The organism is Pseudomonas sp. GW823-FHT05G12, from assembly GCF_058795575.1.
In genome coordinates this window covers 589,044-613,284 of sequence record NZ_CM179501.1, presented here as the reverse complement: position 1 = coordinate 613,284, position 24,241 = coordinate 589,044, and the positions used below count along the sequence as shown (strand labels likewise).

The window sequence follows — 24,241 nt, the reverse complement described above, 5'->3', positions numbered from 1 at the left end:
GTCAAGAATCCAGAAGGTGCGATGACCTGGGTCAGTGGTGCGGCCCCGATCAGGCACGTGGCAGGTTGCGCACCACATTCAGCGCCGCACTGCTCTGCGCCACAGGCATGATCTCGATGGTATTGATATTCACGTGCGCCGGCTGCTCGGCAACCCAGGCTACCGTCGCTGCGATGTCCTCCGGCAGAAGGGCCTCTACATCACGATACAAGGCCTGCACGGCGTCCATATCACCATTGAGGCGCACAACCGAGAAGTCAGTGCCTGAGCACAGCCCCGGCTCGATGTTGCTCACCCGCACCCGGGTGCCAGCCAGGTCGGCACGCAGGTTGAGGCTGAACTGGCGGACGAACGCCTTGCTGGCGCCATACACGTTACCGCCCGGGTAGGGGTAAGTGCCGGCGATCGAGCCGATGTTGATGATCATGCCGCTATCGGCTTCCACCATCTGCGGCAGGATCTTGTGGGTGACCATGGCCAAGCCGGTGATGTTGGTGTCGATCATCTGCTGCCAGTTTGCGGCACTGCTGGTTTGGGCACGGTCCACGCCCAGCGCCAGTCCCGCGTTGTTGACCAGCAGATCGATCTGCAGCGACGCCTCACGCATCTGCTCGACCGCCTTCTCGAGCGACACTGAATCAGTGACATCCAGCGCCAGCGGAATGAAATTTACGCCCAGTTCGGCCTCCAGTGCTTTCAGTTTGTCCATGCGCCTGGCTCCACCGATCACACGGTAGCCTTTGCCGATCAGGGTGCAGCAGATGGCGCGGCCAAAGCCTGAGGAAGCACCGGTTACAAATGCGGTTTTCATTCGTTATCTCCTATCAATGGGTCAGGTCAGGTACTTCACGCCCAGGCTGGTGAACAGGCAGAGCATCGAGAACACCAACGCCTTGCGCACCACGTCGTTGCCTTTACGCAAGGCCAGGGAACTGCCCAGGTGGTTACCGAGGATGTTGCAGGCCACAAGTGGCAATGCCAGCAGGTAGACGACCTTGCCTGCGCTGACGAACGCCACCAAAGCACCGATGTTGGAAGCGAAGTTGAAGGTTTTGGAGTTGGCCGAACTGGAGACCAGGTCCATGCGCAGCAGGTAATGGAAAGCGATGATGAACATGCTGCCGGTACCGGGGCCGAAGAAGCCGTCGTAGAAGCCAATGGCCAGGCAAGTCAACGGCACTACGGTGTACAGCATTCGCGAAGACAGTTTGCGCTCCTCGACCGGACGATCCTTGGGGGTAAGGAAAATGAGAATGCCGAGGGGGATCAGTACCAGGATGATCTTGCCCACCGTTTCCTGCGAGATCGATACGATCAGATGAGCCCCCAGGTAGGCGCCTAATAGCGAAAACGGCACCCCGACCAACGCTACCTGCCAGACCATCTTGCTGTTGGCCAGGAAGTTGCGGATAGCAGCCAGCGTGCCAAGGGTACTGACCAGTTTTTCCTGGCCCAGTGCCACCTGGGGCGGCATGCCAACCAGCAGAAAACCCGGCACCAGAAACAAACCACCACCACCGGCAATGCTGTCGACGAAGCCCGCAACGAAGGCGATCGCGCCAAGTATGAGGACTGCCAGCAACCAGTGCTCCGCCCAGTAAGAACCCAACATTTCCATAGCGATGTCCATCCAGTGGAGCGTTATGCCAGGCACAGCCCGAGTGCGGCCGGCCTGATCGGTGCGATGATTGTAATTTCAAAAATTGAATCGATTCAATCCAAAATAAATTCAACTCAATTTAGCCGATTACCATCATTACCTGCATCCGAGCTTTCATGCTAGGCTTTCGCGCTCTTGCAGAGCCTGGTGCCATCTCCATGTGGGTCCCCCAATACAGCCATCAAACACAGCCGGTTTACCTGATGATCGCTGATGCCCTTGAACAGGACATCGAAAGTGGTCGGCTTGCAGAAGGCGATCGCTTACCCACGCTCAAGGACCTGGCCGAGGCGCTGAATGTAACCCCCGGCACTGTTGGCAGGGCCTACGACGAAGCAGCCAAGCGTGGTCTGGTGGCTGGCGAGGTGGGCCGAGGCACATTTGTCAGGCAACTGCGGCAGCCATTACCCGCCCCGTCGGTGCCCACACCCGTTGCCGGCGAGAGTAGCCAGATCGACCTCTCGATCATCAAGCCCAACGACGCTCACATGAGCGAGTGGCTAGGCACGGCTATCAGCGAACTGGCCGCCTCATCGGACTTGGGGCAGGTACTCGACTATGTGACAGAGGGTGGTCACACGTCCCACAAACAAGCCGGTGCGACCTGGATACAGCGCTGGCTGCCTGATGCTCGCTGGCAGCAGGTAGTACTGACCGCTGGCGCCCAACATGGGCTGCTGGTGGCCATCAGCAGCCTGTCGAAGAATGACGATGTGGTGCTGTGCGAGTCGCTCTGCTACCCGGGCATCATATCCCTGGCCCACAGCCTGGGCCGGCGCCTGCGCGGCGTCGCCATGGACGAACACGGGCTCATCCCGGAGGCATTGCGCGCGGCCTGCCTGGAACACCGCCCTTCCCTGCTGGTGTGCGTCACCACGCACCAGAACCCGACCAACTCGATCATGCCCCCAGCAAGGCGCCAGGCTATCGCCGAGATCGCCCGTGAGTTCGACCTGTTCATCGTGGATGACGATATCTACGGTTTTCTCGAGCCCAGCCCGGACTACAAGCCGCTTGCAGCGTATGCGCCTGAACGCTCGGTATACCTCACCAGCCTGTCCAAAAGCGTACTGCCGGCGCTGCGCATCGGCTACCTGTACGCCCCGCCGCAAACCCTGTCGCGGTTATCATCGATGGTACGCAGCAGCGTGTGGATGCCATCGCCTCTGATGGCGCAATTGGCCAGTAACCTGATCAACAGCGGCAAGGCCGACCAGTTGGTGCGTATGCAGCAGCAGGAGGCGGCCGCGCGCCAGCACATGGCCCGGGAGATTCTTGGCCAATACAAGATCCGCAGTCAGCCCCACAGCTTCCATATCTGGCTGGAGCTGCCAGAACCGTGGACCAGCGACGAGTTTGCCAACTTAGCGCGTGACAACGGCGTAACGGTGGTCAGCGGCAGCCAGTTCCTGCCTGAACGCAGCCACGCCACCAGCGGTGTGCGCATCGCCCTGATGGCACCCAGCCGCCAAGAACTGGGCTTTGCCCTGACCAAGCTGGCAAGCCTGCTGGATTCGCCGGAGCCCCGGTTGTTCTACTGAAAGCGATGCCAGATACGCAGTGCTGCCCATAAAAAAACCCAGGGCAACGGCCCTGGGTTTCTGGTCTTGCTGAACGCCCTACCGCTCTGATCAGAACGGAATATCGTCATCGAAGCTGTCGAAGTCAGCCGCCGGCTGCGGCGCAGGCTGTTGCGGCGCTGGGCGCTGAGGGGCCTGTTGCGGGCGCTGGGCCTGCTGGCGTGGCGGTGCCTGGTTGTACTGTTGCTGCTGGCCGCCACCATAATTGCCGCCACCCTGGTTGTACGGGTCGCCGCCCTGCTGCTGGCCCTGCGGACGACCGCCGAGCAGCTGCATGGTGCCGTTGATGTCGACGATGATCTCGGTGGTGTAGCGCTTGATGCCGTCTTTTTCCCACTCGCGGGTCTGCAGCTTGCCTTCGATGTAGCACTGCGAACCCTTGCGCAGGTATTCGCCAGCGATTTCGGCAACCTTGCCGAACAGCGACACACGGTGCCACTCGGTACGCTCGACCTTCTGGCCCGACTGCTTGTCAGTCCACTGCTCGCTGGTGGCCAGGCTCAGGTTGGTCACGGCGTTACCGTTGGGCAGGTAGCGGACTTCGGGATCCTGGCCACAGGTACCGACCAGAATGACTTTGTTAACCCCACGGGCCATAACGTTCTCCTAGGCTTCGCACGCCGAAGAGGCTGGATTCACCAGTCGCTCGAGGGTCGCACGGTCCAAAATTTTCGTATCCAGTTTGATATAGATGGCGGCTTCTTCTTCCACCACCACAGCGTCGGTCACACCCGGCACGGCCATCAGGCGCTCGGTCAGGCCGGCTTCCCGGACCGCCTCAGGCGTCAGGGGCATGCGCAGGCTGGTCACATATGGCGGCTCGTTCATGCGCAAGGCGACGATCAGCCAGATAGCACACAGCACCGCGCTACCGAGGAACACCGTGTTCAGCCCACCGTGCTGGAACAGCCAGCCGCCAAGAATCCCGCCTAACGCTGCACCGAGGAACTGGCTGGTGGAATACACCCCCATTGCCGTCCCCTTGCCACCGGCAGGCGACACCTTGCTCACCAGAGAAGGCAGCGAAGCCTCCAGCAGGTTGAATGCGGTAAAGAATACCACGGTGCCAATCACCAGTCCGCGCAAACCGTCAGCCCACTCCCAGAAGTATATCTCCGTCAGCAGCAGGACACTGACCGCGCCGGCCAACACACGTTTCATCTTGCGCTTTTTTTCGCCGTAGATGATGAACGGGACCATTGCAAAAAATGAGATGAACAGCGCGGTCAGGTACACCCACCAATGCTGCTCCTTGGGCAGGCCACCACGCTCGACGAACGCCAGCGGCAGCGCAACGAAGCTGGCCATGAGGACGGCGTGCAGGATGAAAATGCTGACGTCCAGGCGCAGAAGGTCCGGATGGCGCAGGGTCGGGCCGATGGCCTGGCGCGCCACACCCGACTCGCGGTGCTGCAAAATGCTGTGGGTGCTGGGCACGACAAACGCGATCAACAGCATGCCGACCAGGGCAAGCCCAGCCGTGACCAGGAACAAACCTGACAAACCAAAGGCACTTGTCAGCAATGGACCGACGACCATGGCGACAGCAAACGACAGGCCGATGCTCATGCCGATCATGGCCATGGCCTTGGTCCGGTGTTGTTCGCGGGTGAGGTCCGACAGCAGTGCCATGACCGCAGCAGAAATTGCCCCCGCGCCCTGCAGGATGCGCCCGGCAATCACGCCCCAGATAGAGTCGGCTTGGGCCGCCAGTACACTGCCCAGGGCGAAGATCACCAGCCCCAGATAAATCACCGGCCGACGACCGATGCGGTCGGAAATCATCCCGAACGGGATCTGCAATATCGCCTGGGTCAGGCCATAGGCACCAATGGCCAGGCCGATCAGGGCAGGCGTGGCGCCAGCCAGGTCCATGCCGTAGGTGGCCAGTACCGGCAAGACCATGAACATGCCCAGCATACGAAAGGCAAAGACCAAGGCAAGGCCGCCAGCGGCGCGGGTTTCGCCGCCACTCATGCGCTCGTTGTGGGTGTCGTGCATGGATTAACCTCGTGTGAACCGGCGGCGATTCTATCAGTCCGACAGCTTGACGGCATCTACGCGACGCTTTGCCGCGTCATACTGGCGCGCCGTATACTTCCTTGTTTATGCCCGCCAAGCGAGGCCGCAGTGGACAAGATCCTGATTCGTGGGGCACGTACCCACAACCTGAAGAACATCGACCTGACCCTGCCCCGGGACAAGTTGATCGTGATCACCGGCCTGTCCGGTTCCGGCAAGTCGTCCCTGGCGTTCGATACCTTGTACGCCGAAGGCCAGCGCCGCTATGTGGAATCGCTGTCGGCCTACGCCCGGCAGTTCCTGTCGATGATGGAAAAGCCCGACGTCGACACCATCGAAGGCCTGTCGCCGGCGATTTCGATCGAGCAGAAGTCGACCTCGCACAACCCGCGCTCCACGGTCGGCACCATCACCGAAATCTACGACTATCTGCGCCTGCTGTACGCCCGCGTCGGTACTCCACGCTGCCCGGACCACGATATCCCGCTGGAGGCGCAAACGATCAGCCAGATGGTCGACCTGGTGCTGGAGCGCCCGGAAGGCAGCAAGCTGATGCTGCTCGCGCCGGTGGTGCGCGAGCGCAAGGGCGAGCACCTGGCAGTGTTTGACGAGCTTCGCGCCCAGGGCTTCGTGCGGGCCAGGGTCAACGGCAAGCTCTACGAACTCGATGAGTTGCCCAAGCTGGACAAGCAGAAGAAGCACAGCATCGATGTGGTGGTGGACCGCTTCAAAGTCCGCGCCGACCTGCAACAGCGCCTGGCCGAATCGTTCGAGACCGCGTTGAAGCTGGCCGACGGTATTGCCCTGGTGGCACCGATGGACGACGAACAAGGCGAAGAGACGATCTTCTCCGCGCGCTTCGCCTGTCCGGTGTGCGGCCACGCGATCAGCGAGCTGGAACCGAAGCTGTTCTCCTTCAACAACCCGGCTGGCGCTTGCCCAACTTGCGACGGCCTGGGGGTCAAGCAGTTCTTCGACACCAAACGCCTGGTCAACACCGAGCTGACCTTGGCCGAAGGCGCGATCCGCGGCTGGGACCGGCGTAACGTGTACTACTTCCAGATGCTCGGTTCGTTGGCTGCGCACTACGGCTTCAGCCTGGAGGAGCCTTTCGGCGAGCTGTCAGCCGAACACCAGAAAGTGATCCTGCAGGGCAGCGGCAAGCAGAGTGTCGATTTCAAGTACCTCAACGACCGAGGCGACATCGTCAAGCGATCGCACCCGTTCGAAGGCATTGTGCCGAACCTTGAGCGCCGCTACCGCGAAACCGAATCGGCCACCGTGCGTGAAGAACTGGCCAAATTCCTTGGTACGCAACCGTGCCCGGATTGCCGGGGTACGCGCCTGCGCCGCGAGGCGCGCCATGTGTGGGTGGGCGAGAAAACCCTGCCGGCGGTAACCAATTTGCCGATCGGTGAAGCCAGCAACTACTTTGGTCAACTGACCCTTACTGGCCGGCGTGGCGAAATCGCGGCAAAAATCCTCAAGGAAATCTGCGAACGACTTCAGTTCCTGGTCAATGTCGGTCTCGACTACCTGACCCTGGATCGTAGCGCCGACACCCTGTCCGGTGGCGAAGCGCAACGTATCCGCCTCGCCAGCCAGATCGGCGCTGGTCTGGTGGGGGTGATGTACATCCTCGATGAACCGTCCATCGGCCTTCATCAACGCGACAACGACCGCCTGTTGGCCACCCTCAACCATTTGCGCGACCTGGGCAACACGGTGATCGTGGTGGAACACGACGAGGACGCCATTCGGCTGGCCGACTACGTGGTCGATATCGGCCCGGGCGCCGGTGTTCACGGTGGGCAGATTGTCGCCGAGGGCTCGCCCCAGGAGGTCATGGACCATCCCGATTCGCTGACTGGCAAGTACCTGTCCGGGCGCAAGAAGATCGTCGTGCCGGCCAAGCGCACGCCGCGCAACAAGAAGCTGCAGCTCAAGCTCAAGGGCGCACGTGGCAACAACCTGCAGAACGTCGACCTGGAAGTACCGATCGGCCTGCTGACCTGCGTGACCGGTGTATCCGGCTCGGGTAAATCGACGCTGATCAACAATACCCTTTACCCCTTGGCCGCTACCGCCCTCAATGGCGCAAGCAGCCTGGAAGCCGCACCGCACAGCAGCATGGACGGCCTGCAGCACCTGGACAAGGTGGTGGATATCGACCAGAGCCCGATCGGCCGCACACCACGCTCCAACCCGGCCACCTACACCGGCATCTTCACGCCGATCCGCGAGCTGTTCTCCGGTGTCCCGGAGTCACGCTCGCGTGGTTATGGCCCGGGGCGTTTCTCGTTCAACGTCAAGGGTGGCCGTTGCGAGGCCTGCCAGGGCGATGGCCTGATCAAGGTGGAAATGCACTTCCTGCCGGACATCTACGTGCCGTGTGACGTGTGCAAGAGCAAGCGCTACAACCGCGAAACCCTGGAGATCAAGTACAAGGGCAAGAACATCCACGAGGTGCTGGAAATGACCATCGAGGATGCCCGCGAGTTCTTCGATGCGGTGCCGGCGCTGGCGCGCAAGCTGCAAACGTTGATGGATGTGGGCCTGTCGTACATCAAACTGGGGCAATCAGCGACCACGTTGTCCGGCGGTGAGGCGCAGCGGGTAAAGCTGTCGCGCGAACTGTCCAAGCGCGATACCGGCAAGACCTTGTACATCCTCGACGAACCTACCACCGGCCTGCACTTTGCCGATATCCAGCAACTGCTGGACGTGTTGCATCGCCTGCGCGACCACGGCAATACCGTGGTGGTGATCGAGCATAACCTGGATGTGATCAAGACCGCCGACTGGCTGGTTGACCTGGGGCCTGAGGGTGGCTCCAAGGGTGGGCAGATCATTGCCTGCGGTACGCCTGAAGAGCTGAGCGAGATGAAGCAGTCATATACCGGCCATTACCTGAAACCATTGCTGGAGCGGGATAGGGCCTGAGTATTGCCGGCGCAATGAAAAAGCCCCTGGTACCGATGGTGCCAGGGGCTTTTACTTGAGTCTGTGGATAACTTACATCTGCGACTGCAGGTAGTTTTCCAGCCCGATGGCCTTGATCAGGCCCTGCTGCTTCTCAAGCCAGTAGGTGTGATCTTCTTCGGTGTCGGCCAGTTGCGCACGCAGGATGTCACGACTGACGTAGTCCTTGTGCAGTTCGCACAGCTCGATGCCTTTGCAAAGCGCACCGCGCACCTTGTACTCGAGCTTGAGGTCCGCCTCGATCATTTCCGGCACGGTGCTGCCGACCTCCAGGTCATCCGCTCGCATGTCAGGGGTCCCTTCGAGCATGAGGATACGACGCATCAGGGCATCGGCGTGTTGCGTCTCTTCCTCCATCTCGTGGTTGATGCGCTCGTAGAGCTTGGACAGGCCCCAGTCTTCGTACATACGCGAATGAATGAAGTACTGGTCGCGTGCCGCCAGTTCGCCCTTCAGCAGCGTGACGAGATAGTTGATTACATCCGGGTGGCCTTGCATCGCCCTGATTCTCCATGTGAAAACGTCTATGCCACATAGTGTGAACCAGCTTTTGTCTATGGTCACTGAAAAACGCGCAATCAAACGCAAAAAATCGGTTAAACAGTAGTGATATTCATTGAAAAACCGCCCAAATGAGGGCGGTTCTTCTTATCACTTCGACTTAGGCGAGATTGATGCCCAAAGCCCTTGCAATCCCTTCGCCGTAAGCCGGATCCGCCTTGAAGAAGTACTGTAGCTGACGCTGAATGACATCTTCGCTGACGCCCGCCATGGTACCGGCGATGTTGCTGATCAGCAGGGCCTTCTGCTCATCGTTCATCAAACGGAACAAAGCGCCGGCATGGCTGAAGTAGTCGGTGTCCTCGCGGTGATCGTAGCGATCAGCCGAACCATTCATGGCCAATGCTGGCTCAGCATGACGTGGCGACTGTTTCGGGGCATCGCTGTAGCTGTTTGGCTCGTAGTTCGGTGCACTAGCGTAACTGCCGGTGGCCATCGAGCCGTCACGCTGGTAGCTGTTCACCGGGCAGCGTGGCGCGTTGACTGGCAATTGCTGGTGGTTGGTCCCCACGCGATAGCGGTGCGCGTCGGCGTAGGCGAATACACGGCCTTGCAGCATGCGGTCCGGCGAAAGACCGACGCCGGGCACCATATTGCTCGGCCCGAACGCGGCCTGCTCGACCTCCGCAAAATAGTTGAGCGGGTTACGGTTGAGCTCCAGCACACCCACCTCGATGAGTGGATAATCCTTCTGCGACCAGGTCTTGGTCACGTCGAATGGGTTCTCGTCGCGGCTGGCAGCCTCGGCTTCGCTCATCACCTGAATGCAGACAGTCCAGCGCGGGTAGTCGCCACGCTCGATGGCCTCGAAGAGGTCGCGCTGAGCGTAATCCGGGTCGGTACCTGCCAGGCGTGCAGCGTCTGCCGGGGTGAGGTTCTTGATGCCTTGCTGGGTCTTGAAGTGCCACTTGACCCAAGTGCGCTCACCCTTTGCATTGATCAGGCTGTAGGTGTGGCTGCCAAAGCCATGCATGTGACGGTAGCCGTCCGGAATGCCACGATCGGAAAACAGGATGGTGACCTGATGCAGCGCTTCTGGGGAGTGCGACCAGAAGTCCCACATCATCTGAGCATTCTTCAGGTTGGACTGCGGGTGGCGCTTCTGGGTGTGGATAAAGTCCGGGAACTTCAGTGGGTCGCGAATGAAGAACACTGGCGTGTTGTTACCGACGATGTCCCAGTTGCCTTCTTCGGTGTAGAACTTCACAGCGAAGCCACGCGGGTCACGCTCGGTATCTGCAGAGCCGCGCTCGCCACCAACGGTGGAGAAGCGTAAGAAAGTCTCGGTTTGTTTACCGACCTCTTCGAACAGCTTGGCGCTGGTATAGCCGGTGATATCGTGAGTAACGGTAAAGGTACCGTAGGCGCCCGAGCCTTTGGCATGGACGCGGCGCTCAGGAATGTTCTCGCGGTTGAAATGGGCGAGCTTCTCGATCAGGTGGAAGTCGTCGAGCAGCAGCGGACCGCGCGGGCCGGCGGAGCGGGAGTTCTGGTTGTCGGCTACAGGTGCACCGCTAGCGGTGGTGAGAATCTTGCTCATGGGCTCTCCATTTCGGTCTTCAAGGGCCGGCTGATCGGCTGTAGAGAGAGTATTGACGAGCAAGATTACAGGGACAAATTCATTACATGACTTACATCAATAGAAATAAACAATAGATGTATAAACAAAAAACCGGGCACTAGGCCCGGTTTTCTGTAGCAGACAGAACGTCTTACTCAGCAGCTTCTACAGCACCGCCGACCGGACGATCAACCAGCTCGACATACGCCATAGGCGCGTTGTCGCCAGCGCGGAAACCGCACTTCAGGATGCGCAGGTAGCCGCCCTGACGGGTGGCGTAACGCTTGCCCAGGTCGTTGAACAGTTTGCCAACAGCGGACTTCGAACGGGTACGGTCGAAGGCCAGACGACGGTTAGCAACGCTGTCTTCCTTGGCCAGGGTGATCAGCGGCTCGGCAACGCGGCGCAGTTCCTTGGCTTTCGGCAGGGTGGTTTTGATCAGCTCGTGCTCGATCAGCGACACTGCCATGTTCTGGAACATAGCCTTGCGGTGAGAGCTGGTACGGCTCAGGTGACGTCCACTTTTACGATGACGCATGATTCATTCCTTACCAAACACTACGTTCGGTGATTACGACGATCAGGCGGTCGCCTTGTCGTCTTTCTTAAGACTTGCAGGCGGCCAGTTGTCGAGGCGCATGCCGAGAGACAGACCACGAGAGGCCAGAACGTCCTTGATTTCAGTCAGGGACTTCTTACCCAGGTTAGGAGTCTTCAACAGCTCTACTTCGGTACGCTGAATCAGGTCGCCGATGTAGTAGATGTTCTCCGCCTTGAGGCAGTTGGCCGAACGTACAGTCAGTTCCAGGTCGTCAACCGGACGCAGCAGGATCGGATCGATCTCGTCTTCCTGCTCGACTACGACAGGCTCGCTGTCACCTTTGAGGTCGACGAACGCGGCCAACTGCTGTTGCAGAATGGTCGCAGCGCGGCGGATAGCCTCTTCAGGATCCAGGGTGCCGTTGGTTTCCAGATCAATGACCAGTTTGTCCAGGTTGGTACGCTGTTCAACACGGGCGTTCTCGACCACATAGGCGATACGACGCACCGGGCTGAAGGAGGCGTCCAACTGCAGACGGCCAATGCTACGGCTTTCGTCTTCGTCGGTTTGACGGGAGTCGGCCGGCTCGTAACCACGACCACGAGCTACAGTGAGCTTCATGTTCAGAGCGCCGTTCGACGCCAGGTTCGCGATTACGTGATCGGGGTTGACGATCTCGACATCGTGATCCAGCTGAATATCGGCAGCGGTAACCACCCCCGAACCCTTTTTCGACAAGGTCAGCGTAACTTCGTCACGACCATGCAGTTTGATAGCGAGACCTTTCAGGTTCAACAGGATTTCAATTACGTCTTCCTGAACACCTTCGATCGCGGAGTACTCATGGAGTACGCCATCGATCTCGGCCTCGACTACTGCACAGCCAGGCATGGAGGACAACAGGATGCGGCGCAGCGCGTTGCCCAGGGTATGGCCGAAACCACGCTCGAGAGGCTCGAGCGTAATTTTGGCGCGGGTCGGACTGACTACCTGCACATCAATGTGGCGGGGAGTCAGGAACTCATTTACCGAAATCTGCATGGATGCACCTATTTTCTAGCCCTTACTTGGAGTAGAGCTCGACAATCAGGTTTTCGTTGATGTCGGCAGACAGGTCGCTGCGAGCAGGAACGTTCTTGAAAACGCCCGACTTTTTAGCAGCATCCACGTCAACCCACTCAACGCGGCCACGCTGGGCGCACAGTTCAAGGGCTTGAACAATGCGCAACTGGCCCAGCGATTTCTCGCGGACTGCGACCACGTCACCCGGACGAACTTGGTAGGATGGAATGTTTACAGTCTTACCGTTGACGCTGATCGCTTTGTGCGAAACCAGCTGACGGGACTCGGAACGAGTCGAGCCGAAGCCCATACGGTAAACGACGTTATCCAGACGGCACTCGAGCAGTTGCAGCAGGTTCTCACCGGTTGCGCCTTTTTTCGAGGCAGCAGCTTGGTAGTAACCGCGGAACTGACGCTCCAGAACACCGTAGATACGACGGACTTTTTGTTTCTCACGCAGCTGGGTGCCGTAGTCGGACTGACGGCCACGGCGCTGGCCGTGGATACCTGGGGCTGCTTCGATATTGCACTTCGATTCCAGAGCGCGAACGCCGCTCTTCAGGAACAGATCAGTGCCTTCACGACGAGACAGTTTGCATTTTGGACCAATGTAACGTGCCATTCTTCTGTCTCCTGATTACACGCGACGCTTCTTCGGCGGACGGCACCCGTTGTGCGGGATTGGCGTCACGTCGGTGATGCTGGCGATCTTGTAGCCGCAGCTGTTCAATGCACGAACGGCGGACTCACGACCTGGACCTGGACCCTTGACGTTAACGTCGAGGTTCTTCAGACCGTATTCCAGCGCAGCTTGACCAGCACGCTCAGCAGCGATCTGAGCTGCGAACGGGGTGGATTTGCGCGAACCACGGAAACCCGAACCACCGGAGGTCGCCCAGGACAAAGCATTGCCCTGACGGTCGGTGATGGTCACGATGGTGTTGTTGAAAGAAGCATGGATGTGGGCGATGCCATCAACCACTGTCTTTTTGACTTTCTTACGAGGACGAGCAGCAGGTTTTGCCATGTCTATATTCCTGGGCGATTACTTGCGGATCGGCTTACGCGGGCCCTTACGGGTGCGTGCGTTGGTCTTGGTGCGCTGACCGCGAACCGGCAGACCTTTACGATGACGCAGGCCGCGGTAGCAACCCAGGTCCATCAAGCGCTTGATCTTCATGTTGATGTCACGACGCAGGTCACCTTCGGTGGTGAACTTCGCGACTTCGCCACGCAGGGTTTCGATTTGCTCGTCGCTCAGATCCTTGATCTTAGCGGCTGGGTTTACACCAGCGTCTGCACAAATCTTCTGTGCAGTTGTGCGACCGACACCATAGATGTAGGTCAGCGAGATAACAGTATGCTTGTTATCTGGAATGTTGACGCCTGCAATACGGGCCATTCAGTGGGACTCCAATTGACAGCTACCTACGCCCCGGAAGCCAAGAAATAGGGCGCGAGATAATATCGCTGTAGAAACGAATAATCAACCCAGCAGCACACTAGCTGCTGGGTTTGAAGCGCAGATCACACTCAGCCTTGGCGCTGTTTGTGACGCGGTTCCGCGCTGCAGATCACTCGTACGACGCCTTCGCGACGGATGATCTTGCAGTTACGGCACAGCTTTTTCACCGATGCACGAACTTTCATTACCGACTCCTCGAACCTTAGGGGCGTATCAGCGCAGCAAACCGCTGCCACCGTAGCCTTTCAGGTTGGCTTTCTTCATCAGGGATTCGTACTGGTGCGAAACGAGGTGCGATTGTACTTGGGACATGAAGTCCATCACAACCACTACCACAATCAGCAACGAGGTCCCGCCAAGGTAGAACGGCACATTTGCTGCCACCACCAGGAACTGGGGCAGAAGGCAGACGGCCATCATGTAAAGAGCACCGAACATGGTCAAACGGGTCAGAACGCCATCAATGTAGCGTGCCGACTGCTCACCAGGACGGATACCCGGAATAAAGGCACCGGACTTCTTCAGGTTTTCCGCTACGTCTTTCGGGTTGAACATCAACGCTGTGTAGAAGAAGCAGAAGAAAATGATCCCTGCACTAAACAGCAGAATGTTCAACGGCTGACCAGGAGCGATCGACTGCGAGATGTCCTGCAGCCAGCCCATACCTTCGGACTGACCAAACCAGGCACCCAGCGAAGCCGGGAACAGCAGAATGCTGCTCGCGAAAATAGCCGGGATAACCCCCGCCATGTTCACTTTCAGCGGCAAGTGGCTAGTCTGCGCAGCGAAGACCTTACGGCCCTGCTGACGCTTGGCGTAATGAACGGCGATACGACGCTGACCACGCTCAATGAACACCACAAAACCGATAATCGCTACTGCCAGCAGACCGATGGCGACCAGGGCGAAAATGTTGATATCGCCTGTGCGTGCAGACTCGAAAGACTGCCCGATTGCTCTCGGAAGACCGGCAACGATACCCGCGAAAATCAACATCGAGATACCGTTGCCCACACCGCGCTCGGTGATCTGCTCGCCCAGCCACATCATGAACATCGCGCCTGCCACGAAAGTGGAAACAGCGACGACATGGAAGCCCAGGCCTACAGAAAACGCCACGCCCTGGTTGGCCAGGCCAATGGACATGCCAATGGCTTGGACCAGTGCCAGGATAACGGTGCCGTAGCGGGTGTACTGGCTGATCTTGCGACGGCCAGCTTCACCTTCCTTCTTCAACTGCTCCAGTTGCGGGCTGACCGCCGTCATCAACTGCATGATGATCGATGCCGAAATGTACGGCATGATCCCCAGTGCAAAGATGCTCATGCGCTCGAGCGCGCCACCGGAAAACATGTTGAACAAGCTAAGAATGGTCCCCTCATTCTGCCGAAACAGATCCGCCAGACGGTCCGGATTGATGCCGGGAACCGGGATATGCGCACCTATCCGATAGACGATGATCGCCATGAACAGAAAGCGCAGACGAGCCCAGAGTTCCGACATCCCGCCCTTACCGAGCGAAGAGAGAGCACCTTGCTTAGCCATTTATTCCTCGAATTTGCCGCCAGCTGCTTCGATAGCCGCACGCGCACCCTTGGTGGCTGCGATACCCTTGATGGTGACTGCGCGAGTAACTTCGCCAGACAGCATGATTTTCACACGCTGAATGTGCTGGTTGATCACGTTGGCATCCTTCAGGGATTGCACGGAGATCACGTCGCCTTCCACTTTGGCCAGCTCGGACAGACGCACTTCAGCGCGGTCCATGGCTTTCAGGGAAACGAAGCCGAACTTCGGCAGGCGACGGTGCAGCGGCTGTTGACCGCCTTCGAAGCCAGGAGCGATCGAACCACCCGAACGGGAAGTCTGACCTTTGTGGCCACGGCCGCCGGTCTTACCCAGACCGCTACCGATACCACGACCTGGACGATGCTTCTCGCGACGGGAACCCGGCGCTGGACTCAGATCATTGAGTTTCATCGATTAGCCCTCGACCTTCAGCATGTAGTAAGCCTTGTTGATCATCCCGCGGTTCTCGGGAGTATCCTGGACTTCTACAGTGTGACCGATGCGACGCAGACCCAGGCCTTTAACACACAGCTTGTGGTTAGGCAGACGGCCCGAGACGCTCTTGATCAGCGTTACTTTTACGGTTGCCATGATCAGAAGATCTCCTCGACGCTCTTGCCACGCTTGGCGGCAATGGATTCAGGAGATTGCATGGCTTTCAGACCCTTGAAGGTGGCGTAAACCACGTTCACTGGGTTGGTCGAACCGTAGCACTTGGCCAGAACGTTCTGAACACCAGCAACTTCCAGGACAGCACGCATTGCGCCACCGGCGATGATACCGGTACCTTCCGAGGCAGGCTGCATGTAAACCTTCGAGGCGCCGTGGGCAGCCTTGGTGGCGTACTGCAGGGTGGTGCCCTTCAGGTCAACCTGGATCATGTTGCGGCGAGCAGCTTCCATGGCTTTCTGGATCGCGGCTGGTACTTCGCGCGACTTGCCACGGCCGAAGCCAACACGACCTTTACCATCACCAACCACGGTCAGCGCGGTGAAGGTGAAGATACGGCCGCCTTTTACGGTTTTGGCAACGCGGTTAACTTGAACCAGCTTCTCGATGTAGCCTTCGTCGCGCTTTTGATCGTTATTTGCCATAACTTAGAACTCCAGCCCGCCTTCACGAGCAGCATCAGCCAGCGCTTTGACGCGGCCATGGTACTTGAAGCCGGAACGGTCAAAGGCAACTTGAGATACACCGGCGGCTTTCGCACGCTCAGCTACCAGCTTGCCAACCTTAGTGGCCGCGTCGATGTTGCCAGTGGCGCCATCACGCAGGTCTTTGTCCAAGGTCGAGGCGCTTGCCAGAACCTTGCTGCCGTCGGCCGAAATGACCTGGGCGTAGATGTGCTGCGAGGAGCGGAACACGCACAGGCGCACGACTTCGAGTTCGTGCATCTTGAGACGTGCTTTGCGAGCGCGACGCAGTCGAATAACTTTTTTGTCGGTCATTTACTAGGCCCTACTTCTTCTTGGCTTCTTTACGACGGACTACTTCGTCCGCGTAACGCACACCTTTACCTTTGTAAGGCTCTGGCGGACGGAAGTCGCGGATTTCAGCGGCCACCTGACCTACCAGCTGCTTGTCGATACCCTTGATCAGGATGTCGGTCTGGCTAGGTGTTTCAGCGGTGATACCGGCTGGCAGTTCGTAGTCCACTGGGTGAGAGAAGCCCAGGGCCAGGTTCAGGACGGTGCCTTTAGCCTGTGCCTTGTAACCAACACCGACCAGCTGGAGCTTGCGCTCGAAGCCTTGGCTTACGCCTTGGACCATGTTGTTGACCAGAGCGCGGGTGGTACCGGCCATGGCACGAGCTTGCTGGTCACCATTGCGAGCGACGAAACGCAGCTCACCAGACTCTTCGGTAACTTCAACAGACGAGTGAACGTTCAGTTCGAGAGTACCTTTGGCACCCTTCACCGAAAGCTGCTGACCGGCGAATTTGACTTCGACACCGGATGGCAGCTTAACGGGGTTCTTAGCGACGCGAGACATGTCTATCCCCCCTTAGAACACTGTGCACAGAACTTCGCCGCCGACACCGGCAGCGCGCGCAGCGCGATCAGTCATCACACCTTTGTTGGTGGAGACGATAGACACGCCCAGACCGCCACGTACTTTCGGCAGATCGGTGACGGCCTTGTACTGGCGCAGGCCTGGACGGCTGGAGCGCTTCAGTTCCTCGATGACCGGACGGCCTTCGAAGTACTTCAGTTCGATCGACAGGGAAGGCTTGGCCTCACCAGTTACCTGGTAGCCAGCGATGTAACCTTCGTCCTTCAGAACTTTGGCAACCGCGACCTTCAGGGTAGAGGAAGGCATGCTTACGACGGACTTTTCAGCCATCTGGGCATTACGGATGCGAGTTAGCATGTCCGCTAACGGGTCCTGCATACTCATGGGCTAGATGCTCCTGATACAAGAATTATTAGCCTTGCGGCTATGACAACCACCTGAACGGTTTGGGCAAAAACCCAGGCTCAGGTGAGCCGGTCATTCTAGACACAAGGCAGAAACGAAACAAGCCCCATATAGGGGCTTGTTTGTTGGCAAGGTCACCGGCGGTCGGAAGATTGCTCCCCTTCCACCCGTGCCTTGCCTGCAGCGATTACCAGGAGGCCTTGACCAGACCTGGTACGTCACCGCGCATTGCAGCTTGACGCAGCATGTTACGGCCCAGGCCGAACTTACGGTATACACCGTGAGGACGACCGGTCAGGCGGCAACGGTTACGCAGGCGCGAGGCGCTAGCGTCGCGTGGCTGCTTCTGCAGAGCGACAACGGCAGCGAAACGCTCTTCTGGAGAGGCGTTCAGGTTGACGATGGTCGCTTTCAGCTCAGCACGCTTCTTAGCGAACTTTGCTACCGTGAGCTGACGCTTCAGCTCGCGGTTTTTCATGCTCTTCTTGGCCATTTTCCTACTCCAATCAGTTGCGGAACGGGAACTTGAAAGCACGCAGCAGAGCGCGGCCTTCGTCGTCCGAACGAGCAGTGGTGGTCAGGGTGATGTCCAAACCGCGCAGAGCATCGATCTTGTCGTAGTCGATTTCCGGGAAGATGATCTGCTCTTTCACGCCCATGCTGTAGTTGCCACGACCATCGAAGGACTTGGCATTCAGGCCGCGGAAGTCGCGAACCCGAGGCAGGGAGATCGCCAGCAGGCGGTCCAGGAATTCGTACATCTTGTCGCTACGCAGGGTCACCTTGACGCCGATCGGCCAGCCTTCGCGGACTTTGAAGCCAGCGATGGATTTGCGAGCGAAAGTCACAACCGGCTTTTGACCGGTGATCTTTTCCAGGTCGGCAACAGCGTGCTCGATGACTTTCTTGTCGCCGATCGCTTCGCCCAGACCCATGTTCAGGGTGATCTTGGTAACGCGCGGAACTTCCATCACGTTCGACAGCTTAAGTTCTTCCTTAAGCTTAGGAGCGATTTCGTTCCGGTAAATCTCTTTCAGTCGTGCCATGGTCTTCTACCTAGCAGTGTTCAAGCATCAACCGCTTTTTGGGTCGACTTGAAGACACGAATTTTTTTACCGTCTTCTACTTTGAAACCAACGCGGTCAGCCTTGTTGGTTTCACCGTTGAAGATGGCAACGTTGGAAGCGTGCAGAGGCGCTTCTTTCTCGACGATACCGCCCTGTACGCCCGCCATCGGGTTAGGCTTGGTATGACGCTTGACCAGGTTCACGCCACCGATAACCAGACGGTCATCAGCCAGAACCTTCAGCACCTTACCGCGCTTACCTTTGTCTTTGCCGGCGATCACGATGATCTCGTCGTCACGACGAATCTTTTGCATGTCGGATCTCCTTACAGCACTTCAGGGGCGAGCGAGACGATCTTCATGAACTTCTCAGTACGAAGTTCACGGGTCACTGGCCCGAAGATGCGAGTGCCGATCGGCTCTTGCTTGTTGTTCAGCAGAACAGCAGCGTTGCCGTCGAAACGAATGATGGAACCGTCAGCGCGACGAACACCGTGACGGGTACGTACGACGACAGCGGTCATCACTTGGCCTTTTTTGACCTTACCGCGCGGAATTGCTTCCTTGACGGTTACTTTGATGATGTCACCGATACCGGCGTAACGGCGGTGCGAACCGCCGAGTACCTTGATGCACATGACGCGACGAGCGCCGCTGTTATCGGCCACATCGAGCATGGATTGAGTCTGAATCATAAAATTTCTCCGACCCTTAGCCCTTAGACTTCAACAGCGCGTTCGAGGACTTCAACCAGTGCCCAGGACTTGGTCTTGGCCAGCGGACGGGTTTCACGGATGGAAACCTTGTCGCCGATCTTGCACTGGTTGGCTTCGTCGTGCGCGTGCAGCTTAGTCGAACGCTTAACGTATTTACCGTAGATCGGGTGCTTTACGCGACGCTCGATCAGAACGGTGATGGTCTTGTCCATTTTGTCGCTGACGACACGGCCAGTCAGCGTACGGACGGTTTTTTCAGCTTCAGCCATGATCACTTACCTGCCTGCTGGTTGAGCACAGTTTTCACGCGAGCGATGTCACGCTTAACTTGCGAGAGCAGGTGCGACTGCCCCAACTGGCCAGTTGCTTTCTGCATACGCAGATTGAACTGGTCGCGCAGCAAGCCGAGCAGTTGCTCGTTCAGTTGCTGTGCCGATTTTTCACGAAGTTCATTCGCTTTCATCACATCACCGTCCGCTTAACAAAGGAGGTGGCGAGAGGCAGCTTTGCAGCAGCCAGGGCGAAAGCTTCGCGCGCCAGCTCTTCAGAAACACCCTCGATCTCGTACAGGACTTTGCCTGGCTGAATCTGGGCAACCCAGTATTCCACGGAGCCCTTACCTTTACCCATACGAACCTCAAGAGGTTTTTTGGAGATCGGCTTGTCCGGGAACACACGGATCCAGATCTTACCGCCACGCTTAACGTGACGGGTGAGCGCACGACGTGCGGACTCGATCTGGCGAGCGGTGAGGCGACCGCGAGCAACAGCTTTCAGGGCGAATTCGCCGAAGCTGACTTTGCTACCGCGCAGTGCCAGACCACGGTTGTGGCCAGTCATCTGCTTGCGGAATTTTGTACGCTTTGGTTGCAACATTTGGCGTACCCCTTACTTAGCAGCTTTTTTACGAGGCGCTGGTGCTTGTGGTTTCAGTTCTTCTTGGCGACCACCAATAACTTCGCCTTTGAAGATCCAAACCTTCACACCGATCACACCGTAAGTGGTGTGAGCTTCGTAGGTGTTGTAGTCGATATCGGCACGCAGGGTGTGCAGAGGCACACGACCTTCGCGATACCACTCGGTACGAGCAATCTCAGCACCGCCGAGACGACCGCTCACCTGGATCTTGATGCCCTTGGCACCAATACGCATGGCGTTCTGTACCGCGCGCTTCATGGCGCGACGGAACATTACACGGCGTTCCAGCTGCTGAGCTACGCTCTGCGCAACCAGCATAGCGTCGAGTTCCGGCTTGCGGATCTCTTCGATGTTGATGTGCACAGGCACACCCATCTGCTTGGTCAGGTCCTGACGCAGCTTCTCGACATCTTCACCTTTCTTACCGATAACGATACCGGGACGAGCGGTGTGGATGGTGATGCGTGCAGTTTGAGCCGGACGATGAATATCGATACGGCTTACGGACGCGCTTTTTAGTTTGTCTTGGAGGTACTCACGCGTTTTCAGATCCTTCAACAGGTAATCTGCGTAAGTAGCACCGTCTGCGTACCAGACGGAGGTGTGCTCCTTGACGATTCCCAGGCGAATGCCAGTGGGATGTACTTTCTGACCCATCTGATCGACTCCGTTACTTGTCCGCAACCTTGACAGTGATATGGCAAGACCGCTTGACGATGCGATCAGCACGGCCTTTGGCACGTGGCATGATGCGCTTCAGCGAACGCCCTTCGTTGACGAAGACGGTGGAGACCTTCAGGTCATCAACGTCTGCGCCTTCGTTGTGTTCGGCGTTGGCTACGGCCGACTCGAGGACTTTCTTCATGATTTCAGCGGCTTTTTTGCTGCTGAAGGCCAACAGGTTGAGCGCTTCGCCCACCTTCTTCCCGCGGATCTGGTCGGCGACCAAGCGGGCTTTCTGGGCGGAGATGCGAGCGCCCGACAACTTAGCGGCTACTTCCATTTCCTTACCCCTTAACGCTTGGCTTTCTTGTCAGCCACGTGCCCGCGATAGGTGCGGGTACCGGCGAACTCGCCCAGTTTGTGGCCGACCATGTCTTCGTTCACGAGAACTGGAACATGCTGGCGACCGTTGTGAACCGCGATGGTCAGACCGACCATTTGTGGCAGGATCATCGAACGGCGCGACCAGGTTTTAACTGGCTTGCGATCGTTCTTCTCCACCGCCACTTCGACCTTCTTCAACAGGTGAAGATCGATAAAAGGACCTTTTTTCAGAGAACGTGGCACTGTCGTATCCCTCTAGTTACTTGCGACGACGGACGATCATGTTGTCGGTACGCTTATTACCACGGGTTTTAGCACCCTTGGTTGGGAAGCCCCATGGCGATACCGGATGACGACCACCGGAGGTACGACCTTCACCACCACCGTGTGGGTGGTCAACCGGGTTCATGGCAACACCACGAACGGTTGGGCGAACGCCGCGCCAGCGTTTGGCACCAGCTTTACCCAGCGAACGCAGGCTGTGCTCGGAGTTCGAGACTTCGCCCAGGGTCGCACGGCACTCAGCCAGGACTTTACGCATTTCACCAGAGCGCAGACGCAGGGTCACGTAGACACCTTCGCGAGCGATCAGCTGAGCCGAAGCACCAGCGGAACGAGCGATCTGAGCACCTTTACCCGGCTTCAGTTCGATGCCGTGAATGGTGCTACCTACTGGAATGTTGCGCAGCTGCAGGGAGTTACCGGCCTTGATTGGGGCCAGGGCACCTGCGATCAGCTGGTCGCCAGCGCTCACGCCTTTAGGCGCGATGATGTAGCGACGCTCACCGTCTGCGTAGCACAGCAGGGCGATGTGAGCAGTACGGTTTGGATCGTATTCGATACGCTCGACAGTGGCTGGAATGCCATCTTTGTCGTTGCGACGGAAGTCGACCAGACGGTAATGCTGCTTGTGACCACCACCAACGTGACGAGTGGTAATGCGGCCATTGTTGTTACGACCACCAGACTTCGATTTTTTCTCGATCAGCGGTGCGTGAGGAGCGCCTTTGTGCAGCTCCTTGTTGACCACCTTGACCACGAAACGGCGGCCAGGGGAAGTCGGTTTGCATTTAACGATTGCCATGATGCACCCCTTCCTTACTCAGCACTGCTGCTGAAATCGAGATCTTGGCCTGGCTGAAGGGAGACGATCGCCTTCTTCCAGTCATTACGCTTGCCCAGACCACGTGCGGTACGCTTGGTTTTACCCAGAACGTTAACAGTCGACACGTTTTCAACTTTTACGTTGAACAGGCCTTCGACAGCTTTCTTGATTTCCAGCTTGGTTGCATCAGTAGCAACCTTGAATACGAACTGGCCTTTTTTCTCAGCCAGAACGGTAGCCTTCTCGGAAACGTGCGGGCCAAGGAGGACTTTGAATACGCGTTCCTGGTTCATCCCAGCAGCTCCTCGAATTTCTTCACGGCCGAGACAGTGATCAACACTTTCTCGTATGCGATCAGACTGACCGGGTCGGAACCTTGTACGTCACGTACGTCGACGTGCGGCAGGTTACGAGCAGCCAGGTACAGGTTCTGATCAACAGCGTCGGAAACGATCAGTACATCGCTCAGACCCATGCCGTTCAGCTTGTTCAGCAGATCTTTGGTTTTCGGTGCTTCAACAGCGAAGTCCTGAACCACGACCAGACGGTCGCTACGCACCAGCTCAGCGAGGATGGAGCGCAGAGCTGCGCGATACATCTTCTTGTTGAGCTTTTGCGAGTGATCTTGAGGGCGAGCTGCGAAGGTTACACCACCGCCACGCCAGATCGGACCACGAGTGGTACCAGCACGAGCACGGCCAGTACCCTTCTGACGCCATGGGCGCTTACCGCCACCAGCCACGTCGGAACGGGTCTTCTGCTGCTTGGTGCCCTGACGGCCGCCGGCCATGTAGGCCACGACTGCTTGGTGAACCAGCGTCTCGTTGAATTCGCCACCGAAAGTCAGTTCGGAAACTTCGATCGCCTGAGCGTCATTTACATTAAGTTGCATGTCAGTTTCCCCTTAACCGCGAGCCTTGACAGCTGGACGTACAACCACGTCGCCGCCAGTAGCGCCAGGTACGGCACCCTTGATCAGCAGCAGGTTGCGTTCAGCGTCTACGCGAACTACTTCCAGGGACTGAACAGTCACGCGCTCGGCGCCCATGTGACCGGACATTTTCTTGCCCTTGAACACACGACCAGGAGTCTGGCACTGGCCGATGGAACCAGGAACACGGTGCGACACGGAGTTACCGTGGGTGTTGTCCTGACCACGGAAGTTCCAGCGCTTGATGGTACCGGCGAAGCCTTTACCTTTGGACTGACCAGTAACGTCTACCAGCTGGCCTGCAGTGAAGAGTTCAGCTTTGATCAGATCGCCAGCCTGGAAATCGCCTTCTTCAAGACGGAACTCCCAAACACCGCGACCAGCGGCAACGTTGGCCTTGGCGAAGTGGCCTGCCTGAGCGGCAGTCACACGCGAAGCACGACGCTCGCCGACAGTGACTTGCACTGCACGGTAGCCATCGGTTTCTTCAGTTTTGAACTGGGTGACGCGATTCGGCTCGATCTCAATGACCGTGACCGGAATGGAGACACCTTCTTCGGTGAAAATGCGGGTCATACCGCACTTGCGACCGATTACACCAATAGTCATGTTGTAAACCTCATGAGTGTACGGGGCTTTCACCCGCTATGGCCGCCCATTTCAGAGCGTTACACGACTAGACCGAAGTCTTAGCCGAGGCTGATCTGTACTTCCACACCTGCCGCCAGATCAAGCTTCATCAGCGCGTCAACGGTTTTATCCGTTGGCTGGACGATGTCCAGAACACGCTTATGAGTGCGAATCTCGTACTGGTCACGCGCGTCTTTGTTGACGTGCGGGGAGACCAGAACGGTGAAACGCTCTTTGCGGGTAGGCAGTGGAATTGGACCACGCACTTGTGCACCAGTACGTTTCGCGGTTTCCACGATTTCCTGGGTGGATTGGTCGATCAGGCGATGGTCGAAAGCCTTCAACCTGATACGGATTTGCTGATTTTGCATTGGATTTCAGACTCCAGGCTGTTCCCAACGGACGCA

Annotated in this window: 36 protein-coding genes; 2 read left to right on the top strand and 34 right to left on the bottom strand. The window is 57.9% G+C overall.

What is annotated here, in order from left to right:
• Nucleotides 1–49: 49 nt before the first annotated feature.
• Together AC3RCM_RS02795 and AC3RCM_RS02790 are read right to left on the bottom strand one after the other, a co-directional pair.
• A complete protein-coding gene (locus AC3RCM_RS02795) occupies nucleotides 50–811 on the bottom strand; it encodes an SDR family NAD(P)-dependent oxidoreductase (protein ID WP_020192248.1) in 762 nt (253 codons plus the stop codon).
• Between the two features lie 21 nt (nucleotides 812–832).
• On the bottom strand, nucleotides 833–1,618 hold the full coding sequence (locus tag AC3RCM_RS02790; RefSeq protein WP_409262029.1) for a sulfite exporter TauE/SafE family protein: 786 nt from the start codon (nucleotides 1,616–1,618) through the stop codon (nucleotides 833–835).
• 200 nt (nucleotides 1,619–1,818) lie between these two features.
• On the opposite strand from AC3RCM_RS02790, the gene AC3RCM_RS02785 reads away from it, so the two are divergent.
• Nucleotides 1,819–3,201: an aminotransferase-like domain-containing protein gene (locus AC3RCM_RS02785; RefSeq protein ID WP_064492900.1), complete on the top strand. Its 1,383-nt coding sequence runs from the start codon at nucleotides 1,819–1,821 to the stop codon at nucleotides 3,199–3,201.
• Between the two features lie 90 nt (nucleotides 3,202–3,291).
• Here the strand turns inward: AC3RCM_RS02785 and AC3RCM_RS02780 are convergent, their stop codons facing one another.
• Both AC3RCM_RS02780 and AC3RCM_RS02775 read right to left on the bottom strand, forming a co-directional pair.
• Nucleotides 3,292–3,837 carry a single-stranded DNA-binding protein gene (locus AC3RCM_RS02780; protein WP_003255446.1) on the bottom strand — a complete coding sequence of 182 codons (546 nt, stop codon included), beginning with the start codon at nucleotides 3,835–3,837 and terminating at the stop codon, nucleotides 3,292–3,294.
• A gap of 9 nt (nucleotides 3,838–3,846) precedes the next feature.
• Nucleotides 3,847–5,241: an MFS transporter gene (locus tag AC3RCM_RS02775; protein ID WP_064492899.1), complete on the bottom strand. Its 1,395-nt coding sequence runs from the start codon at nucleotides 5,239–5,241 to the stop codon at nucleotides 3,847–3,849.
• Nucleotides 5,242–5,370: 129 nt separating this feature from the next.
• On the opposite strand from AC3RCM_RS02775, the gene uvrA reads away from it, so the two are divergent.
• On the top strand, nucleotides 5,371–8,205 hold the full coding sequence (uvrA, locus tag AC3RCM_RS02770; RefSeq protein ID WP_010951778.1) for an excinuclease ABC subunit UvrA: 2,835 nt from the start codon (nucleotides 5,371–5,373) through the stop codon (nucleotides 8,203–8,205).
• Between the two features lie 72 nt (nucleotides 8,206–8,277).
• Here uvrA and bfr read toward each other — a convergent pair whose 3' ends face one another.
• The 30 genes from bfr to rpsJ form a co-directional block, all read right to left on the bottom strand.
• Complete coding sequence (gene bfr, locus AC3RCM_RS02765; RefSeq protein WP_003255449.1) at nucleotides 8,278–8,742, bottom strand: bacterioferritin; 465 nt, start codon at nucleotides 8,740–8,742, stop codon at nucleotides 8,278–8,280.
• Between the two features lie 163 nt (nucleotides 8,743–8,905).
• Nucleotides 8,906–10,345, bottom strand: coding sequence for a catalase (locus tag AC3RCM_RS02760; RefSeq protein WP_409319825.1), 1,440 nt, complete (start codon nucleotides 10,343–10,345; stop codon nucleotides 8,906–8,908).
• A gap of 172 nt (nucleotides 10,346–10,517) precedes the next feature.
• Nucleotides 10,518–10,904 carry a 50S ribosomal protein L17 gene (gene rplQ, locus AC3RCM_RS02755; protein WP_003255451.1) on the bottom strand — a complete coding sequence of 129 codons (387 nt, stop codon included), beginning with the start codon at nucleotides 10,902–10,904 and terminating at the stop codon, nucleotides 10,518–10,520.
• A 42-nt stretch (nucleotides 10,905–10,946) separates the two neighbouring features.
• Nucleotides 10,947–11,948, bottom strand: a complete 1,002-nt coding sequence (locus AC3RCM_RS02750) for a DNA-directed RNA polymerase subunit alpha (RefSeq protein ID WP_003255452.1) — start codon at nucleotides 11,946–11,948, stop codon at nucleotides 10,947–10,949.
• 22 nt (nucleotides 11,949–11,970) lie between these two features.
• Nucleotides 11,971–12,591 carry a 30S ribosomal protein S4 gene (gene rpsD / locus AC3RCM_RS02745; protein ID WP_003255453.1) on the bottom strand — a complete coding sequence of 207 codons (621 nt, stop codon included), beginning with the start codon at nucleotides 12,589–12,591 and terminating at the stop codon, nucleotides 11,971–11,973.
• A gap of 15 nt (nucleotides 12,592–12,606) precedes the next feature.
• A complete protein-coding gene (gene rpsK, locus AC3RCM_RS02740; protein ID WP_003255454.1) occupies nucleotides 12,607–12,996 on the bottom strand; it encodes a 30S ribosomal protein S11 in 390 nt (129 codons plus the stop codon).
• Nucleotides 12,997–13,014: 18 nt separating this feature from the next.
• Nucleotides 13,015–13,371, bottom strand: a complete 357-nt coding sequence (rpsM, locus tag AC3RCM_RS02735; RefSeq protein WP_003255457.1) for a 30S ribosomal protein S13 — start codon at nucleotides 13,369–13,371, stop codon at nucleotides 13,015–13,017.
• A gap of 131 nt (nucleotides 13,372–13,502) precedes the next feature.
• A complete protein-coding gene (gene rpmJ / locus AC3RCM_RS02730) occupies nucleotides 13,503–13,619 on the bottom strand; it encodes a 50S ribosomal protein L36 (protein WP_002555468.1) in 117 nt (38 codons plus the stop codon).
• Nucleotides 13,620–13,647: 28 nt separating this feature from the next.
• Nucleotides 13,648–14,979, bottom strand: a complete 1,332-nt coding sequence (gene secY / locus AC3RCM_RS02725) for a preprotein translocase subunit SecY (protein ID WP_003257108.1) — start codon at nucleotides 14,977–14,979, stop codon at nucleotides 13,648–13,650.
• Complete coding sequence (gene rplO, locus AC3RCM_RS02720) at nucleotides 14,980–15,414, bottom strand: 50S ribosomal protein L15 (RefSeq protein WP_003255461.1); 435 nt, start codon at nucleotides 15,412–15,414, stop codon at nucleotides 14,980–14,982.
• A 3-nt stretch (nucleotides 15,415–15,417) separates the two neighbouring features.
• Complete coding sequence (gene rpmD, locus AC3RCM_RS02715; protein WP_003255463.1) at nucleotides 15,418–15,594, bottom strand: 50S ribosomal protein L30; 177 nt, start codon at nucleotides 15,592–15,594, stop codon at nucleotides 15,418–15,420.
• A 2-nt stretch (nucleotides 15,595–15,596) separates the two neighbouring features.
• On the bottom strand, nucleotides 15,597–16,097 hold the full coding sequence (gene rpsE, locus AC3RCM_RS02710; RefSeq protein ID WP_003255465.1) for a 30S ribosomal protein S5: 501 nt from the start codon (nucleotides 16,095–16,097) through the stop codon (nucleotides 15,597–15,599).
• 3 nt (nucleotides 16,098–16,100) lie between these two features.
• The gene (rplR, locus tag AC3RCM_RS02705; protein WP_003255467.1) at nucleotides 16,101–16,451 is read right to left on the bottom strand and encodes a 50S ribosomal protein L18; all 351 of its coding nucleotides are present in this window, start codon (nucleotides 16,449–16,451) and stop codon (nucleotides 16,101–16,103) included.
• Nucleotides 16,452–16,461: 10 nt separating this feature from the next.
• Nucleotides 16,462–16,995 carry a 50S ribosomal protein L6 gene (gene rplF / locus AC3RCM_RS02700; protein WP_003255469.1) on the bottom strand — a complete coding sequence of 178 codons (534 nt, stop codon included), beginning with the start codon at nucleotides 16,993–16,995 and terminating at the stop codon, nucleotides 16,462–16,464.
• 12 nt (nucleotides 16,996–17,007) lie between these two features.
• Nucleotides 17,008–17,400 (bottom strand): 30S ribosomal protein S8, encoded by a 393-nt coding sequence (gene rpsH / locus AC3RCM_RS02695; RefSeq protein ID WP_003255471.1) that lies wholly within the window; start codon nucleotides 17,398–17,400, stop codon nucleotides 17,008–17,010.
• A gap of 208 nt (nucleotides 17,401–17,608) precedes the next feature.
• A complete protein-coding gene (gene rpsN / locus AC3RCM_RS02690) occupies nucleotides 17,609–17,914 on the bottom strand; it encodes a 30S ribosomal protein S14 (protein ID WP_003255472.1) in 306 nt (101 codons plus the stop codon).
• A gap of 13 nt (nucleotides 17,915–17,927) precedes the next feature.
• Entirely contained in the window at nucleotides 17,928–18,467 is a 540-nt protein-coding gene (gene rplE, locus AC3RCM_RS02685) for a 50S ribosomal protein L5 (RefSeq protein ID WP_003255474.1), read from the bottom strand.
• A gap of 20 nt (nucleotides 18,468–18,487) precedes the next feature.
• The gene (gene rplX / locus AC3RCM_RS02680) at nucleotides 18,488–18,802 is read right to left on the bottom strand and encodes a 50S ribosomal protein L24 (RefSeq protein WP_003255476.1); all 315 of its coding nucleotides are present in this window, start codon (nucleotides 18,800–18,802) and stop codon (nucleotides 18,488–18,490) included.
• An 11-nt stretch (nucleotides 18,803–18,813) separates the two neighbouring features.
• Complete coding sequence (rplN, locus tag AC3RCM_RS02675) at nucleotides 18,814–19,182, bottom strand: 50S ribosomal protein L14 (protein WP_002555479.1); 369 nt, start codon at nucleotides 19,180–19,182, stop codon at nucleotides 18,814–18,816.
• Nucleotides 19,183–19,205: 23 nt separating this feature from the next.
• A complete protein-coding gene (rpsQ, locus tag AC3RCM_RS02670; protein ID WP_003255478.1) occupies nucleotides 19,206–19,472 on the bottom strand; it encodes a 30S ribosomal protein S17 in 267 nt (88 codons plus the stop codon).
• 2 nt (nucleotides 19,473–19,474) lie between these two features.
• Entirely contained in the window at nucleotides 19,475–19,666 is a 192-nt protein-coding gene (gene rpmC / locus AC3RCM_RS02665; protein WP_002555481.1) for a 50S ribosomal protein L29, read from the bottom strand.
• A complete protein-coding gene (gene rplP, locus AC3RCM_RS02660; RefSeq protein WP_003255479.1) occupies nucleotides 19,666–20,079 on the bottom strand; it encodes a 50S ribosomal protein L16 in 414 nt (137 codons plus the stop codon). Before rplP ends, rpmC begins: the two co-directional genes overlap by 1 nt.
• Before the next feature lie 12 nt (nucleotides 20,080–20,091).
• The gene (gene rpsC / locus AC3RCM_RS02655; protein WP_003255481.1) at nucleotides 20,092–20,778 is read right to left on the bottom strand and encodes a 30S ribosomal protein S3; all 687 of its coding nucleotides are present in this window, start codon (nucleotides 20,776–20,778) and stop codon (nucleotides 20,092–20,094) included.
• Between the two features lie 13 nt (nucleotides 20,779–20,791).
• Entirely contained in the window at nucleotides 20,792–21,124 is a 333-nt protein-coding gene (gene rplV, locus AC3RCM_RS02650; RefSeq protein WP_003103908.1) for a 50S ribosomal protein L22, read from the bottom strand.
• Nucleotides 21,125–21,135: 11 nt separating this feature from the next.
• On the bottom strand, nucleotides 21,136–21,411 hold the full coding sequence (gene rpsS, locus AC3RCM_RS02645; RefSeq protein WP_003255482.1) for a 30S ribosomal protein S19: 276 nt from the start codon (nucleotides 21,409–21,411) through the stop codon (nucleotides 21,136–21,138).
• A 16-nt stretch (nucleotides 21,412–21,427) separates the two neighbouring features.
• Complete coding sequence (rplB, locus tag AC3RCM_RS02640; RefSeq protein ID WP_003255483.1) at nucleotides 21,428–22,252, bottom strand: 50S ribosomal protein L2; 825 nt, start codon at nucleotides 22,250–22,252, stop codon at nucleotides 21,428–21,430.
• Between the two features lie 14 nt (nucleotides 22,253–22,266).
• The gene (gene rplW / locus AC3RCM_RS02635) at nucleotides 22,267–22,566 is read right to left on the bottom strand and encodes a 50S ribosomal protein L23 (protein WP_003255484.1); all 300 of its coding nucleotides are present in this window, start codon (nucleotides 22,564–22,566) and stop codon (nucleotides 22,267–22,269) included.
• Complete coding sequence (gene rplD, locus AC3RCM_RS02630) at nucleotides 22,563–23,165, bottom strand: 50S ribosomal protein L4 (RefSeq protein WP_003255485.1); 603 nt, start codon at nucleotides 23,163–23,165, stop codon at nucleotides 22,563–22,565. The genes rplW and rplD overlap by 4 nt, the downstream gene beginning before the upstream one ends.
• Nucleotides 23,166–23,177: 12 nt before the next feature.
• On the bottom strand, nucleotides 23,178–23,813 hold the full coding sequence (gene rplC / locus AC3RCM_RS02625; RefSeq protein ID WP_003255486.1) for a 50S ribosomal protein L3: 636 nt from the start codon (nucleotides 23,811–23,813) through the stop codon (nucleotides 23,178–23,180).
• A gap of 80 nt (nucleotides 23,814–23,893) precedes the next feature.
• On the bottom strand, nucleotides 23,894–24,205 hold the full coding sequence (gene rpsJ / locus AC3RCM_RS02620; protein WP_003186070.1) for a 30S ribosomal protein S10: 312 nt from the start codon (nucleotides 24,203–24,205) through the stop codon (nucleotides 23,894–23,896).
• Between the last annotated feature and the right edge of the window lie 36 nt (nucleotides 24,206–24,241).